Source organism: Acinetobacter sp. Ac8 (assembly GCF_055392545.1).
This window is the reverse complement of sequence record NZ_AP043689.1, coordinates 4,013,958-4,028,159: the sequence shown is the minus strand read 5'-3', so window position 1 is coordinate 4,028,159 and position 14,202 is coordinate 4,013,958. Positions and strand designations below refer to the sequence as shown.

Here is a 14,202-nt window from a genome sequence, read left to right as displayed (position 1 = left end):
ATTTTGGTTTACTAACAAAAATTACAGTCATTTTGTCGGAAATTTAACCTATATTTAAAAACATTATGATAGATTAATCACATTATTTTTCTCTATTGAAAACTAAAATACATTTTCATAACAGTAAGAGCCTAAATTTTATGAAGTTTATCTAAGATTAGGTTTGATTATTGGAACAATAGAGTTTCACAATTTTGAACATAATCTAAGGATAAGGAGATGTTCATGCTTAAAATAAAGGCTTTGTGTGCAACACTTTTTTCATTCAGTGTTGTTGCAATATCTGCTGTATATGCACAGTCTACAACTTTAAAAAGTATGTCTGATGAGCAACTCTCTGAAACGACAGGTCAGGCTTTAATGAGTTTGACTTATGTTGCACCCACCGATTCAGCAAATATGGAAGCAAAACGAACAGGTGGAGATAAAAGTATTGGATTTTATAAATTAGGTTTAGAAGCTGAACTTGAGTTAAATGCCAATATTAAAAAATTACAGTTAGGTTGCGGTGGTGTAAATGGAGCAGGGAACTGCGATATTGATATTGATAATTTAGGTCTAAGTGGCTTAGGAAATTCTGCAACATCAAATACAGATAGTACTTCTGACCGAGCTGCCCGTGTAGGGTCAAGTGCTGTTTTAACCAACCCTTTTATTCAATTTGCCATTAAAAATCCAGGAAGCGCTTCTACACGACAAGTCGTGGGAATAAATTTAAGTTCAGAAAAAGCAGTGGGTTTGCTGACGTTTGGTACAGAAAATAGCGGTACAAAAAATGGAATTAACTCCTTAAGTGGGTATATGAAAGTCGCCGCAACTACGGGGACTGCTTTGGTCAATGGTTTTGGTTCAAGTTTAGTCTCGGGAGAAACTGCCAGAAGACAGTTGATACAGTCAGATGGTTATAATGCAATTAATGGCCAAGCATGTTGTGCTCTTTTTTTTATCCCTATTGGTTTTACGACAACCGCATATAATTTAAATTTACGAGATAAGGCAACGGGCAGTAATATTTTAAAAGGTGATTTGTCTTTACTGGAACAAGAGATTACAGGAAAACGTATCAATAGTGCGACTTTAAAAGCCAGTGCATTGGTACGAGATATTGATTTAAGTGGTAATATTATTGCAAGAGCACTTGGTGTTATTAACTTGGATAAAGAAACCAGTGGCACAATTCAAAACTTGAATGTGGATGTGACTATTAATGAAGATTTGGGTTATTTTCATAAAGCCAGTTTAAATGGAACACCCGCATCATTGTCATTGCAAGGACAAGATATTCAATGGACTGGAAATAAATCAGTTGCACAAAAAGGTTGGTGGTTAGAATTTTCCAATCCGATTGATATTGGCAAGATTGATCCAACTGATCGGGTCGATATTCCTAAAGCCACATTAAATGAAGTGATGAATCAGGTGAGTACTTATTTAAATGATAAACCAGTACAGTGTGGTAGTTTAGCCTTGGAAAATTGTCTTTTTGGGAGTGCAATCCCTCTAAAAGAAGTGGATTTGAAAGATGCGACTAGACCGAGTATGACATTAACGAACTTGCAACTAGCTAAACAGGATTTTACTCCAAACTGCTATGGCTCATTAAAGTTCTGTTAATCAAATGCTTATTATGTTTTGGCAGTAATTATGCTAAACCTTATGGCGAGTTTATTGCTTAAAAAGATTCATTTGTCGGAAATGATAGATTTTAACCAAAAAAACTTTGTCATAATTAAAAAAATTACATAGTATGAAGTGTGATAGACATAACAAAACTGTATAAACAAGGATATGTGTTTTTGTGCAGTTTGAAGTCGGAAATTAAAGAAATAAAATAAAATATGGTGCGGAGCATCGTATAACACAGGAAGGTCGTGGATGACTACACTCAATTATACGGTAAAATTTCATAAAACCGTTTTGGTGAGTTTCATTGGTTTATGTTTAAGCCAATCTTGCTTCGCACTCGAAGAAATGTCTGATGAAAAGTTAAGTGATACCACAGGCGAAGGTATTGCCTTATTGCCTAGAGACACTTATATGGTTTTTCAGGGCGCTGGAGTAAACCAAACTCAAGATACTGTGCTTACAAATCGTAATTTAGACACGGGCTATATCTATTATGTTCCTGTGGGACCATTGTCATCAATCGTTCAAGATACCAATAAAGATGGTGTTGTGAATGCCAGTGATCATTCAGTCGGCAAAGCTGATTTATATCTATATGGTTTGGCGTTGTCTAAAAATGCAAGCAATAATGCCAACCTTAGATTGGATGCTGGATCAACCAATGGCGTAGCGAACGCTGCGATTAAAAGCTGGGGAACTGCAACCAACCCATGGATATTCAATGTAAAAACAGACCTTAATGTACCTGACTTTGGTGCAGGTGCGGGTTCTGTGACATATTTAAATTTTGAAGCGCCGTTGTATGAAAATTTATATTCATTTGCTGCTGATAAGAAAACAGTGACCACCAGTGCTTTTGTCAATGATGTCGGTGGGGAAGATGCATATAACCTTAAACTTGCATTTTGGGCAGATGGTTTTGTACGCGATCAAAGTAAGGCAGACAAAGATCCAAATCAATTTAATTTAGGTGAGGGATTTAGTACCACTGCAACAGGTCGAGCGAACCGTATTCGCTTGCAAGGTATCTTTAACGGTTTTGGATTAAATGGCAGTAAAATTCAATTATTCCAAACGCTCGGTGGTGCTACAAATACGGGTGGTATGAGTGCTTTTTATAACAATACTCTAGGTTTGGCTGGTGTTATACGATTAAATAGTGGCGATGGTTCAAAATTATTGGGAACATCTACAGCAAACTCATGGACTACTCCAGCGAACTTGATGAGCCATGTTTTTAGGATTAGCACTCAAGAATGTGGAGTTGGTAACTTAAATGGTTGTACCACACCTTCAGCGCAAGACATCTTATCGACTCCAGCAATTAATGGCGGAACAGCACCGACTTTTTCAGATAAAGAAGGTATTTATATTTATAATTTGAATACCAATTTGGTGCTCGGTTCATTATATCAGCCTTTGATTCTCGGATCTGATGGAACAAACTTTAGTATAGAGCTGGCTAGGATCCCAAATAAAGAATCAATTTATAAGAAGATCTATACAGATTATACAGGGGCGGATACTTCATATACAGGCTCCACTTGTAATGTCTATAACTGCGGCACAAGTTCAATAGCGGGTTATCAAGGCAGTTCGGCAACACACAGTAGTATCAGTATAGGGACTGTTTATAGTATGGATGCAGGGAAGACTTTACTTGCAGATAAATCAGCAGGGGCTGTAGGGGTTTCATTTAATCAATTAAATAATGCCACCAGTTCAAATGCACAGAATAACTTAGGATCTGCCTTGATTGATGGAATGCTGATTCAGCATATGAAAATAACCACCAAAGGCTTATAGGATAGGAAGAAATATAATGAAAAAAACAGTACTTCTTATTTTAACCAGTTTGGTGAGTTTTCATTTGGCTGCGATGGAGGCTTTAACTGATTCTGACATGCAGCAAGTCGAAGGGCAAGCAGGTGCCGATTTATCTTTAAAATTGGTACTGAATCAAATTAATGCAAGTGATTCATATTACACCACAAATAATGCTTATAAGTTCGATAATGGTACTGGCGGTATTTGTGAGAAATTACAATTTTGCCATTTGGCATTGTCTGTCAATAATCGCTATGTTGATGCAAATGGGTTAGCCAGTAGTACTGAAGGGAATAAACTTTGGGTGGTCTTTAAAGGTGTACAAGGGACAATTAATATTCAGAAATTAGGTTTGGATGGTGTTGATTTGGTCTATAAAAATACCACTGCTATGCAGATGATCAAGCCCGCAATTCAGTTATCTTTTGATGCGAATCAACCGATTCAAATTCGTAATTTTGGCTTCAACTCTCTTTCTATCGAAAAAGATGATTTCACCAGTAAGACCAATCCAGATGGAACAGTTACAGAAAATTCATCGGGTGCAACGGAAGGCCAGTATGGTTATTTAAAAGCCAATAAATATGTAGCAAAACCTCAAACAACGGGTGCTAATGGCTCAACGGCAAATAATTATGATGTCGGTCGAGAAACAGGCTTTATGGGTGTACAAATGAACGGTAATCTTGTGCTGCAGGGCAAGCTGATGATGTTTAGTTGTGATTCTACAATGAATAAGCGTTGCTAAAATAAATCTGAGGGTTTAGGGATGAACATTAAAAAACAACAACATGGAAAAAGATTTATTTTAAATACATTGGCTTTGAGTTTGTTGGCTATACATGCACCTGTTTATGCATTACAAGCTTTAGATGATAGCGATTTAAGAAACGTAAATGGCCAGGATGGCGTACATATAGAGGCAAGCTTAAAAGAAGCCAATATTAAAACATTATACTGGACAGATCAGGCGGGTCGCGCAGAAGCAGATGCAACCAGTCAAGCGCTCGTTGCAACAGCAGATACAGTTAAAATACAACAGAGCAATACTTCTACAGATCCATTAAAAGCAGATATCAAGCTTAATATGGGAACTGTTGCGGGCAAAACTGGAGTGAATTTAGATTTATCACTCTCTCCTATGCTGATGACCGTCGATTCATTTCGTGTTTGTGATAGTGATCCAAGCGGAGCACGCTGTAGTGCAAAGTTGGGTAATTTAGCGGTACAAACGGCTTCAAATACCAGTATTGGATTAAAAACAAGCAATGGTCTTTTAAGTAAAATAGATCAAGTTGAGCTAACTTTAGGGCTTCAAAATGCCAACATTTATTTAGGCCAAAGCAGTGCCACAAATCAATTAAACCAACTGATTTTAAAGAATTTTAACTTTAACTTTAAAGGAAAAGGTTTTGCGTTTATCGATGCAGCTGAAGGCTTTAAATTACAAACGAATTCTGGAAGTAATATTGCGGGTGCAAATCAGGCACCAGATACGAACTATGGTTATGTGGATTTAACCCGTGTGGTTGATCCAGCTTCATTAAAGGCGGGTTTTATAAACACAGGCAGTTATGGAAATGGGACTTCCACAACCAATGCGGGTTTAAATCTTGAAATTATGGTGAATAATAAAGGCATCAATCCTACATCGCTTTATGATGTCGATAGCTATAATACGCCAACTGGTGCTAAAGGGCTGATTCGCGTAGGTGCCAGTGGGCGTATGGTGAATGGTTCATTGCAATTTCGTGGTGTACAGAATGCCAGTAGTTTAATTGGTTCTGCTGTTAATTCGAGTGGTGCAGACACTGGAAAAGATATTGTTGGTGGTTCAGGTATCGCATTTCGTATGAAGACGGATTTCACCAAAGAAGGTGACACCATGCTTGCTGGTGGTGGCGATGCAACAACTTTGGAAATTGGTGGTGCTGGATTAAATAGTTACGGTTTTGAGTTTGGTAATTTAACCGGTTTACAAAAGGGAACGCGTGCTTCTTTTGACACAGGAAATGTTTTTTTAAATCTTACCGACTCTAAGCAAGTTACGATACCGGTAAACACAACCTTCCAAAATTCAAGTTTTGGTAATGGTCAGGCTTTAACCAATTTAAGTGATTATAAACAAGATATTTATACGACCCTATCAGCGGGTAATCGCCCTTATGCTGTGGTCGCTTCAATTCGTGGTGGGGAGTTCCAAGCCATCTCTAGACGAGGGCGATTTACCACTGCCGCTGGTGTGGCTGCTGGTAATTTATTTACCGAGAGTGGTTTAAATAATCAGTGGGGGTTGGCTTTACCTTTTTATAACTTAAATGCCAATTTAGCCATGTATGGCACAACAGTTGATGCTGATAAAGCTTATTACTATTCAGCAGATGGTACGAAAAGCAGTGTTGCAGCTACAGCGGGTACACAAACCTCTAGACTCGGTTTTTCTTTAGGTTTAAGTACAGAGGGTGTGGATAAAAGTGGTACAACTAAGCTTGGCAATAAAACAACCTCGATTTTGGTGATTGATGGTGGTCAGGTAAAAAATGATGCAGGTGTTCCGATTGCCGGTACCTCTAAAGACTATTATTTAGGTTTAAGAAACATCGATATGTTGCTGAAAGGCAATGGTAGTATCGGGGTGGAAAACGGAAGTTTAAATTTAAGTTTAAAAAATATGTTGGTGGTGATGGCGGCTGAAGTTGCGGCAGGTTATCTACCTGGAACAACCTATGCATCATGTGCAGGTGGTATTGCAACAGCAAGCGTTGCTTGTGGCAACAAAGGAGCATCTGATTCCAATAATTTCGCCAAAAGTGATGATGTGTTGTTTGGTCTAAAACTTCGCTTTGGTGGGGATATGGATTTGTCACTTATTCCAAATAGTGAAATGAAAGCGGATGGTACAGGTAATCGTTTAACTGTGGTCGGTGATTTAAAATTAGCAGCTACAAATAACACCATCCAGATTAGTGATCCTGTCAATGGTTCTATACTTGGTTTAGATAACTTGACGGGTGATATTCGCTTTAACAATGCTATTGTGCTCAGTAAAAACTCAACGAGTGGGACTGGTCAGGTTGGATTTAATGCAAGTTTACAATTTAATCCAACACAGTCAGTCGGCGGTGTATTTAGAGCGAGAGATTTAAACTTCTATCCTCCATCTATGAATGGCGCTTTAGTTTCGGGTGCACGCTTAGGTGAAATTGCGTTGACAGGAGGTCGGTTGACCAGTGAATTTAACATTGTTCCTCGGAATTAATGCGTTATTGGTCGGCTAGTGCTTTTATCGTACAGAATTTCTGATTAGACTGTGATGTGGTAGGCAGTATATAAATTTTCCTAAGGATTAGGATAATGAAAAAAAATAGAAACCTAGGATGTATATCATTATTGATACTGAGTCCAATTGCGCTGGCAATGGAACCTATGGATGATCAAAGTCTTTCCCAAACAACGGGGCAAGATGGGATAAATGTTGGTATAAATTTGAGTAAAGTTCAACTCAATCAAATTTCAATTATTGATCGTGACGGGTTAGGCTCAACTGTGAGTGATGCAAATAAAGCATCGCTGGTTCTTGCTGGTAAAAGTGCTGGTGCGGTTGCTGACCAAACTGTTGATATCACTTTTCTAGGCGCTTCAAATACCCCAACGATGAACATAGTCATGGATACCGATGGGGGCGCTACAGGTGGAGCAAGTGGTAAACCTTTTGCCAATATCGGAATGAGCTTTGCAAGTAATATTACCGGGATTAAAGTTTCACCATTTGCGCTTTACTTGGCTGGAGCGAGTTCATCTTCAGGGCCTGCTGGATATCAATCTATTTTTACAGGTACCAGTGAAAAATCCGATGTCATTAAATTTTTAAAACTGAATGATGGTTTTGATATCAACTTTGCTGCTGCCAAACCCACCATTAATTTACAGTTAGGTAATGCACCTCAAGGGCGTATGATTGCTTTTGGTGGCGCAATTCAATCGATTTGTGGTACGGGATCAGGCTGTGCTATTGCACTTTTATCTGATGATAGCGATATTGGTGCAAATTTTAACTTCCAATTAACTGGAACAGATAAGGTCAATGGTTTTTCATTAAACGGTTTCTATGCTGGCGTTGAACCAACAGGTTTTGTCTTTGGTAATACGGGTGAATCGAGTAAGTTTGATCTGGGTATCAATCAGATGATTATGGGAACGAGTGGGGCAAATGCGGCAGGGACTTTTAATGGTCTGCAAAATGGCTCGATGGGGAACTTTGGGGCAATCGGAACATCAGTTACAGATTTAAAAGTCAAAATTAATGGTCTGTAATGCTGGTCTATAAAATACCAAAGCATAAAAAACCCTATAAGTTGTGTGACTTATAGGGTTTAGTTTATTTCAGGGCTTTTTTAATGCGATTGAAAAGTTACTTCACTAATTTAGCCAATAACTCATCTTTGCTTAAATTTACAGATTCGGCATCTCTACGCCCTTTGTATTCAAAAGTACCTGCATCTAAGCCTTTTTCACCAATGACAATACGGTGAGGAATACCTGTTAATTCCAAGTCAGAGAATTTAACACCAGGACGCTCATTACGATCATCCAGTAATACATCATAACCTGCGGCTTGTAATTCAGCATAAAGTGCTTCAGCTGCTTCAAGCGTACGTGGAGATTTTTGCGCATTCATTGGCACAATTGCAACTTCGAAAGGGGCAATTGCAGATGGCCAAATAATACCTTTCTCATCAAAGTTTTGTTCGATCGCGGAAGCAACTACACGGGTTACACCAATTCCATAACAGCCCATTGTCACCACTAATGGTTTGCCGTCATCACCCAAAACTTTACAGCCGAGTGCTTCTGAGTATTTGGTACCCAATTGGAAAATATGACCGACTTCAATACCACGTTTAATTAAAATCGTGCCTTGACCATCTGGAGATGGGTCACCTTCAACCACATTACGTAAGTCAAAAACTTCTGTAAATGTTGCATCACGGTCCCAGTTGATACCAGTGGCATGCTTATCTACTTCATTGGCACCCGCAACAAAATCTGAAAGCACAGAGGCTGCACGGTCAACAATCACAGTTAAGCCTTTCTCAACCAGTCCTTGTGGTCCGCAGAATCCTGCAGTTAAACCAAGAGCATTGAGTTGAACATCTGTTGCAAATGTTAAAGGTGCTGCAATCAGTGGATGCTTTTCAGCTTTAATTTCATTGAGCTCATGGTCGCCACGCAGGAATAACGCGATTACAGGAATATGACCCTTTTCATCAGCAATACCTTGTACAAGTAAGGCTTTTACCGATTGCGCTGGATCTGTATTTAAAAATGCAGAAACATCAGCAATGGTTTTTTGATTTGGTGTGTCTACAATTTTTAGATCTTGGCTAGGTGCTGCACGCTCACCAGTCAATACTGCTTCAGCCATTTCAACATTGGCTGCATAGTCAGATTCGGTTGAGAAAGCGATATCGTCTTCACCACTTGATGCAAGTACGTGAAACTCATGTGAACCTGAACCACCAATCGATCCTGTATCTGCTTGAACAGGGCGGAAATTTAAACCTAAGCGGGTGAAAATTCGGCAATAGGTGTCGTACATAACATCATAAGTTTCTTGTAATGACGCTTGATCGACATGAAAAGAATAAGCATCTTTCATAATAAATTCACGCGAACGCATCACACCGAAACGTGGACGAATTTCATCACGGAACTTAGTTTGAATTTGATAAAAATTCATTGGAAGTTGTTTATAACTTTTTAATTCATTGCGAGCCAAATCCGTAATGACTTCTTCATGTGTCGGACCAAGAACAAAGTCATTGCTATGGCGGTCTTTAAAACGCAACAGTTCTGGACCGTATTGTACATAACGACCAGATTCTTCCCATAGTGAAGCCGGCTGCGTCACGGGCATTAATGTTTCCAAAGAACCTGCACGATTCATTTCCTCACGAACAATCGCTTCAACTTTATTGAGCACACGTACACCCATCGGCAACCAAGTGTATAAACCTGAAGCCAATTTACGGATCATCCCAGCACGTAACATGAGCTGATGTGAAATGACTTCAGCATCGTTTGGGGTTTCTCTTAACGTTGCAAATAAAAAGCGACTCGCGCGCATGGAAACTGTCCTAAAATTTTTAGATTTAAAGGAATGATTATACGATAAAAAAATACGATAAAAAAATAAGCTGAACATTTTTAATGATTGTTTAAATTGAAAACTTTATATTCTTATACTGACGATACGATCAGAGCTCGGTTTTAACTTGAAATTAGCCGATATCGTGAAAGGTTGTTTAAATCATTTATATTGTTTTGTTAAGTTCTTATCAATAATAGAGCCAAGGAATTCCGAATTAAAAGGTGATTATTCAAGTTTTTTAAGGCGGTTAATAATATCATCATAGTAGGTTTGTGTCTTGCGGTAGTTGTCTTGTAGGCTTCCAATATAATTCTTAGTTTTATCTATGTTTTCAGAATTGTATTTGATCCGATCTTTGAGTGTAACAGGAACAGAGTTACCTTTGCGGTAGTATTCCATTTCTTGTCTTTTAAGTATAATACGATCACTTTGAAGTTGTTTAAGTGTTTGGTTTTGTAGTGTTATTTGTTGTTTTATATTGCTTAGAAGTTCATTTCTTTTGTTGACAGCGACAGATGAGTTGCCATAGGCACGCTTTAATCGCGCATCTTGTTCTAATTTACGCATTTCAGATGCGCGTGACGTCGATTGTTGTAAATCTTTTTCGACATTATAAGCATGATTACGTTTGATCACTTGCATGTTGCGATCAAGCGCTTCATAACCATTTTTTATGTGTGCTGGTGTAACCGAGGAGCTGATATTGGCCACCCCATTTTTATCATAATATCGATACCATACCGCTTTAGCCTGAGGCGTATCAGCATAGACCGATAAAGTACAGATGAGTAAGCTGACTGAAAGGGCGGTATTGCATATTTTTTTTGTTTTTGACGCTATATTTTGGTAATAGATTATTCTATCCATTTAAAGTCTACCATCCCCAAAAAATCAATGTAAGTTATATGATTTTGAAACTATCTTTGCTCATTTTATGTGGTTACAAAATTTTAATAAACAATTAACTTCTAAAAAAAAGCAGAATATTTTTTTTTATGTGAGCTTTACTGTGTTTTACTGTTTGAAGTGAGATTTCCGACAAGAAATGTTCATTGATAAAGTGAGTTAATATATGTTAAAAAAACATGATTAATTGTAAAAATAAATCTGTACAGCACAATTCATTCCAAGCTTACGGAAAGGGGCATTAAATGGACGATAAATTTCAAAATCTAAAAGTCATGGTGATCGATGATTCTAAAACCATTCGTCGTACTGCTGAAACATTATTACAAAGAGAAGGTTGTGAAGTTGTCACTGCTGTAGACGGTTTTGAAGCCTTATCTAAAATTGCTGAAGCAAATCCAGATATTGTTTTTGTCGATATTATGATGCCTCGTCTGGATGGCTATCAAACCTGCGCTTTGATTAAAAACTCCCAAAATTATCAAAATATTCCAGTCATCATGTTATCCAGTAAAGATGGCTTATTTGATCAAGCAAAAGGTCGTGTTGTCGGTTCAGATGAATATTTAACAAAACCATTTAGTAAAGATGAACTATTAAATGCTATTCGCAATCATGTGACTGCTTAAATGAACGGTTAATTTGGGGGAAATAATGACAAAAATTTTAATAGTTGATGATTCACCAACAGAAATGTTTAGATTTAAAGAAATTCTAGCTAAGCATGGATTTGAAGTGATTGAAGCAACCAATGGTGCAGATGGTATTACACTGGCGCAAGCTGAATTGCCAGATCTTGTGTTGATGGATGTTGTTATGCCTGGTGTAAATGGTTTCCAAGCGACTCGTCAGATCGCACGTGGTGCAGCCACCAAGCATATTCCAATTGTGATTGTAAGTACTAAAGATCAAGAAACCGACCGCGTTTGGGGAAAACGTCAAGGGGCTTGTGACTACTTAACCAAACCGATTGATGAGAATCAGCTGATCAGTACGATTAAGCAACATCTACAAGCAGGATAATGTATGGCAGCAAATGGATTTATCGAATTACTTCGATTGTCTAAGCGAGGAAATAAAAATTACGCTGACAATGAAAATGAAGTAAACCGATGGTCAGGCATTGCATTTGAAATGATGGGGCAATATTTTGTTGCGCCTTTGGGTGAGGTTTCAGAAGTTATTTATCCGCCAAAATACACACCCGTTCCCAATGTTCAGGGATGGGTGAGAGGTTTAGCGAATATTCGCGGACGGTTATTGTCAGTTTCTGATTTGGCTTTTTATTTAACGGGGCAAAGAAGCCAATTTCTACCTACTCAAAAAGTCTTATGTATTAGTCATAATGACCACTATGTTGGTCTGATCGTAGATCAGGTTTTGGGGATTCAACATTTTAATAAAAAAGGCTTTTTTTCTAAAAACAATCAATTAGAAGAAAACCTTCAAACCTATTGTCAGGGATATTTTCAGCAGCATAATCAGGCTTGGAATATATTCTTGTTTAGTCGTTTGTTAAATGATCCTCAATACATGAATGCATCAGAAAAATTTATAAACTAGCTTTGACGCCTAATGAGAGTTAAGCGAATCGGGAGAAGCTGAATGGGCTTTAAACTAAAGAAGAAAAATACAGGGGATACTGCTCAAAAAAGTAGTTCAGGCGTATTAACCAAAACCAAATCAAAAATTGATGAATTTGCTAAGTTGTTTGGGGAAAGCGACAAATCAAAGCCATTTATTCAAATGGCAATTGCCAGCATCATCGTTGCGATTATTTTGCTTTTGGTTCTATTCTATACAGTTCCTCGAAATAACGACTTAACTCGTAGCTTGGGTGAATTAAAACTTTTATCACAGACCTTATCACGTCAAGCAACTGAAGCCACCGCATCGGGTTCGAAAGACTCAATTGATGCTTTAGTTGCATCGCAAAAGAAATTTAAAGAAAACTTAGATGTCGTCAAAGATATTCATGCGTCTTCAAAACAAGTGGAAGGCGTTGAAAAAACTTGGAAACAAGTTTCTGCTGATATCGACATGATTGCCACACACCAAAAAATCATTAACCAATTATATGACACTAACATTGCTGTTGCGGATGTGATCCCAGGCATGCAGGCGGAATATAACGCAATGGTTGACCAAATGGCACGTGACAACATGTCAAGTACTCAGGTTGTTATCGCGAAAAACCAAGTATTCCTTGCAGAACGTATTTTACGTTCTATTGGTTCAGTATTAAGTGGTTCGGATAATACCCGTGCTTCAGCAGACGACTTTAATGCGGATACTGAAACATTTGGTACGTATTTAAATGCGCAACTCAATGGGAGTGCCGATTTAGGTGTAACACGTATTGATAAACCTGAACTACGTGAGTCTTTAGAAAGTATTAAAGCGGATTACAATGAAATTGTGCAATTGGCATCAACTTCTGTACTAAAGAACTCTGATCAGATTTTTAAAGTACGTCAGGCATCGTCAGACATCTTTGCGCAATCGGATAATTTATTAAAAGGTTTGGATCGACTTTCGGTAAATACTGGTGTGGGTACGATTTTACCTGCATTGATTTTACTTCTTGCTCTCGGCGCATTCTTATTTGCTGTATTTAAACTTCTTGGTTTACGTAGTGAGTCAGATAAAGTTCGTGTAACACGTTTACAAGACGAGTATGACCGTAACCAGAATGCGATTTTACGTTTACTTGATGAAATTGCCGATTTGGCAGATGGTGATTTAAGTTCGTATGCAACGGTATCGGAAGACTTCACTGGTGCAATTGCCGATTCGATTAACTTTGCGATTGACCAATTACGTGACCTAGTATCACGAATTAATGACACTTCTCAAGAAGTTGCACAATATACGCAGAATACCCAACAGATTACTAACCAGTTGGCTGAAGCTTCTGAGCATCAGGCGCAAGAGATTGCAGGGGCATCAACAGCGATTAATGAAATTGCACAGTCGATTGACCACGTATCTGCAAATGCTGCTGAATCAGCAGAGGTAGCACAGCGTTCCGTACAAATTGCATCAAATGGTGCAGATGTAGTAAACCGTTCAATCGAAGGTATGGATACAATTCGTGAGCAGATTCAAGAAACTTCTAAGCGTATTAAACGTTTAGGTGAGTCTTCTCAAGAGATTGGTAACATCGTATCGCTGATTAATGATATTGCCGACCAAACCAACATCTTGGCATTAAACGCAGCAATTCAGGCATCTATGGCCGGTGAAGCGGGTCGTGGTTTCGCCGTGGTTGCGGACGAGGTACAGCGTCTTGCTGAACGTTCAGCATCTGCAACCAAACAGATTGAAACACTGGTTAAAACCATTCAGACCGATACCAACGAAGCCGTAATTTCAATGGAACAAACCACCTCGGAAGTTGTGCGTGGTGCGAATCTTGCAAAAGATGCGGGTGTTGCCTTGGGTGAGATTCAAACAGTATCAAGTAACTTGGCTGGTTTGATTGAAAGTATTTCTGAGTCGGCGAAATTGCAGTCTGCTTCAGCAGGTCATATTGCAAATACGATGAATGTCGTACAAGAAATTACTTCACAAACCACTGGTGCAACATTTGATACAGCCCGTTCGGTTTCTGAATTGGCAAGTATGGCGGATTCATTACGTCAATCAGTTTCAGACTTTAAACTGCCTGACTAAAACGATTGATACTTTAT

The 14,202-nt window shown here is 38.4% G+C and carries 11 protein-coding genes; 9 read left to right on the top strand and 2 right to left on the bottom strand.

The features are described 5' to 3' along the window. Window positions 1–225: 225 nt before the first annotated feature. The 5 genes from ACZ5QH_RS19050 to ACZ5QH_RS19030 all read left to right on the top strand — a co-directional run bounded on the left by ACZ5QH_RS19050 (window position 226) and on the right by ACZ5QH_RS19030 (window position 7,767). Window positions 226–1,614, top strand: a complete 1,389-nt coding sequence (locus ACZ5QH_RS19050; protein WP_244013993.1) for a hypothetical protein — start codon at window positions 226–228, stop codon at window positions 1,612–1,614. Between the two features lie 261 nt (window positions 1,615–1,875). After that, window positions 1,876–3,432: a hypothetical protein gene (locus tag ACZ5QH_RS19045; protein ID WP_303577632.1), complete on the top strand. Its 1,557-nt coding sequence runs from the start codon at window positions 1,876–1,878 to the stop codon at window positions 3,430–3,432. A gap of 16 nt (window positions 3,433–3,448) precedes the next feature. Next, window positions 3,449–4,201 carry a DUF6160 family protein gene (locus ACZ5QH_RS19040; protein WP_004817710.1) on the top strand — a complete coding sequence of 251 codons (753 nt, stop codon included), beginning with the start codon at window positions 3,449–3,451 and terminating at the stop codon, window positions 4,199–4,201. Between the two features lie 21 nt (window positions 4,202–4,222). Next, window positions 4,223–6,712 carry a DUF6160 family protein gene (locus tag ACZ5QH_RS19035; protein WP_303577631.1) on the top strand — a complete coding sequence of 830 codons (2,490 nt, stop codon included), beginning with the start codon at window positions 4,223–4,225 and terminating at the stop codon, window positions 6,710–6,712. A 95-nt stretch (window positions 6,713–6,807) separates the two neighbouring features. Further along, on the top strand, window positions 6,808–7,767 hold the full coding sequence (locus ACZ5QH_RS19030; RefSeq protein WP_303577630.1) for a DUF6160 family protein: 960 nt from the start codon (window positions 6,808–6,810) through the stop codon (window positions 7,765–7,767). A 97-nt stretch (window positions 7,768–7,864) separates the two neighbouring features. On the opposite strand, the gene ACZ5QH_RS19025 is transcribed toward ACZ5QH_RS19030, so the two are convergent. Both ACZ5QH_RS19025 and ACZ5QH_RS19020 read right to left on the bottom strand, forming a co-directional pair. Then, window positions 7,865–9,580, bottom strand: a complete 1,716-nt coding sequence (locus ACZ5QH_RS19025; RefSeq protein WP_244013987.1) for a proline--tRNA ligase — start codon at window positions 9,578–9,580, stop codon at window positions 7,865–7,867. 249 nt (window positions 9,581–9,829) lie between these two features. Continuing rightward, window positions 9,830–10,471 carry a hypothetical protein gene (locus ACZ5QH_RS19020; RefSeq protein ID WP_303577628.1) on the bottom strand — a complete coding sequence of 214 codons (642 nt, stop codon included), beginning with the start codon at window positions 10,469–10,471 and terminating at the stop codon, window positions 9,830–9,832. Between the two features lie 284 nt (window positions 10,472–10,755). On the opposite strand from ACZ5QH_RS19020, the gene pilG reads away from it, so the two are divergent. The 4 genes from pilG to ACZ5QH_RS19000 are packed head-to-tail and all read left to right on the top strand — an operon-like array spanning window position 10,756 to window position 14,185. Beyond that, the gene (gene pilG, locus ACZ5QH_RS19015) at window positions 10,756–11,139 is read left to right on the top strand and encodes a twitching motility response regulator PilG (RefSeq protein ID WP_004723803.1); all 384 of its coding nucleotides are present in this window, start codon (window positions 10,756–10,758) and stop codon (window positions 11,137–11,139) included. A gap of 25 nt (window positions 11,140–11,164) precedes the next feature. After that, on the top strand, window positions 11,165–11,533 hold the full coding sequence (locus ACZ5QH_RS19010; protein ID WP_004723801.1) for a response regulator: 369 nt from the start codon (window positions 11,165–11,167) through the stop codon (window positions 11,531–11,533). Between the two features lie 3 nt (window positions 11,534–11,536). Further along, window positions 11,537–12,073, top strand: a complete 537-nt coding sequence (locus tag ACZ5QH_RS19005; RefSeq protein ID WP_004723799.1) for a chemotaxis protein CheW — start codon at window positions 11,537–11,539, stop codon at window positions 12,071–12,073. 42 nt (window positions 12,074–12,115) lie between these two features. After that, window positions 12,116–14,185 (top strand): methyl-accepting chemotaxis protein, encoded by a 2,070-nt coding sequence (locus ACZ5QH_RS19000; protein WP_004817697.1) that lies wholly within the window; start codon window positions 12,116–12,118, stop codon window positions 14,183–14,185. The last annotated feature ends 17 nt before the right edge of the window (window positions 14,186–14,202 follow it).

Coding starts and splice junctions, on each gene's coding strand:
- ACZ5QH_RS19050 (WP_244013993.1), top strand. CDS start 226: ATGCTTAAAATAAAGGCTTTGTGTGCAACACTTTTTTCATTCAGTGTT.
- ACZ5QH_RS19045 (WP_303577632.1), top strand. CDS start 1,876: ATGACTACACTCAATTATACGGTAAAATTTCATAAAACCGTTTTGGTG.
- ACZ5QH_RS19040 (WP_004817710.1), top strand. CDS start 3,449: ATGAAAAAAACAGTACTTCTTATTTTAACCAGTTTGGTGAGTTTTCAT.
- ACZ5QH_RS19035 (WP_303577631.1), top strand. CDS start 4,223: ATGAACATTAAAAAACAACAACATGGAAAAAGATTTATTTTAAATACA.
- ACZ5QH_RS19030 (WP_303577630.1), top strand. CDS start 6,808: ATGAAAAAAAATAGAAACCTAGGATGTATATCATTATTGATACTGAGT.
- ACZ5QH_RS19025 (WP_244013987.1), bottom strand. CDS start 9,580: ATGCGCGCGAGTCGCTTTTTATTTGCAACGTTAAGAGAAACCCCAAAC.
- ACZ5QH_RS19020 (WP_303577628.1), bottom strand. CDS start 10,471: ATGGATAGAATAATCTATTACCAAAATATAGCGTCAAAAACAAAAAAA.
- pilG (WP_004723803.1), top strand. CDS start 10,756: ATGGACGATAAATTTCAAAATCTAAAAGTCATGGTGATCGATGATTCT.
- ACZ5QH_RS19010 (WP_004723801.1), top strand. CDS start 11,165: ATGACAAAAATTTTAATAGTTGATGATTCACCAACAGAAATGTTTAGA.
- ACZ5QH_RS19005 (WP_004723799.1), top strand. CDS start 11,537: ATGGCAGCAAATGGATTTATCGAATTACTTCGATTGTCTAAGCGAGGA.
- ACZ5QH_RS19000 (WP_004817697.1), top strand. CDS start 12,116: ATGGGCTTTAAACTAAAGAAGAAAAATACAGGGGATACTGCTCAAAAA.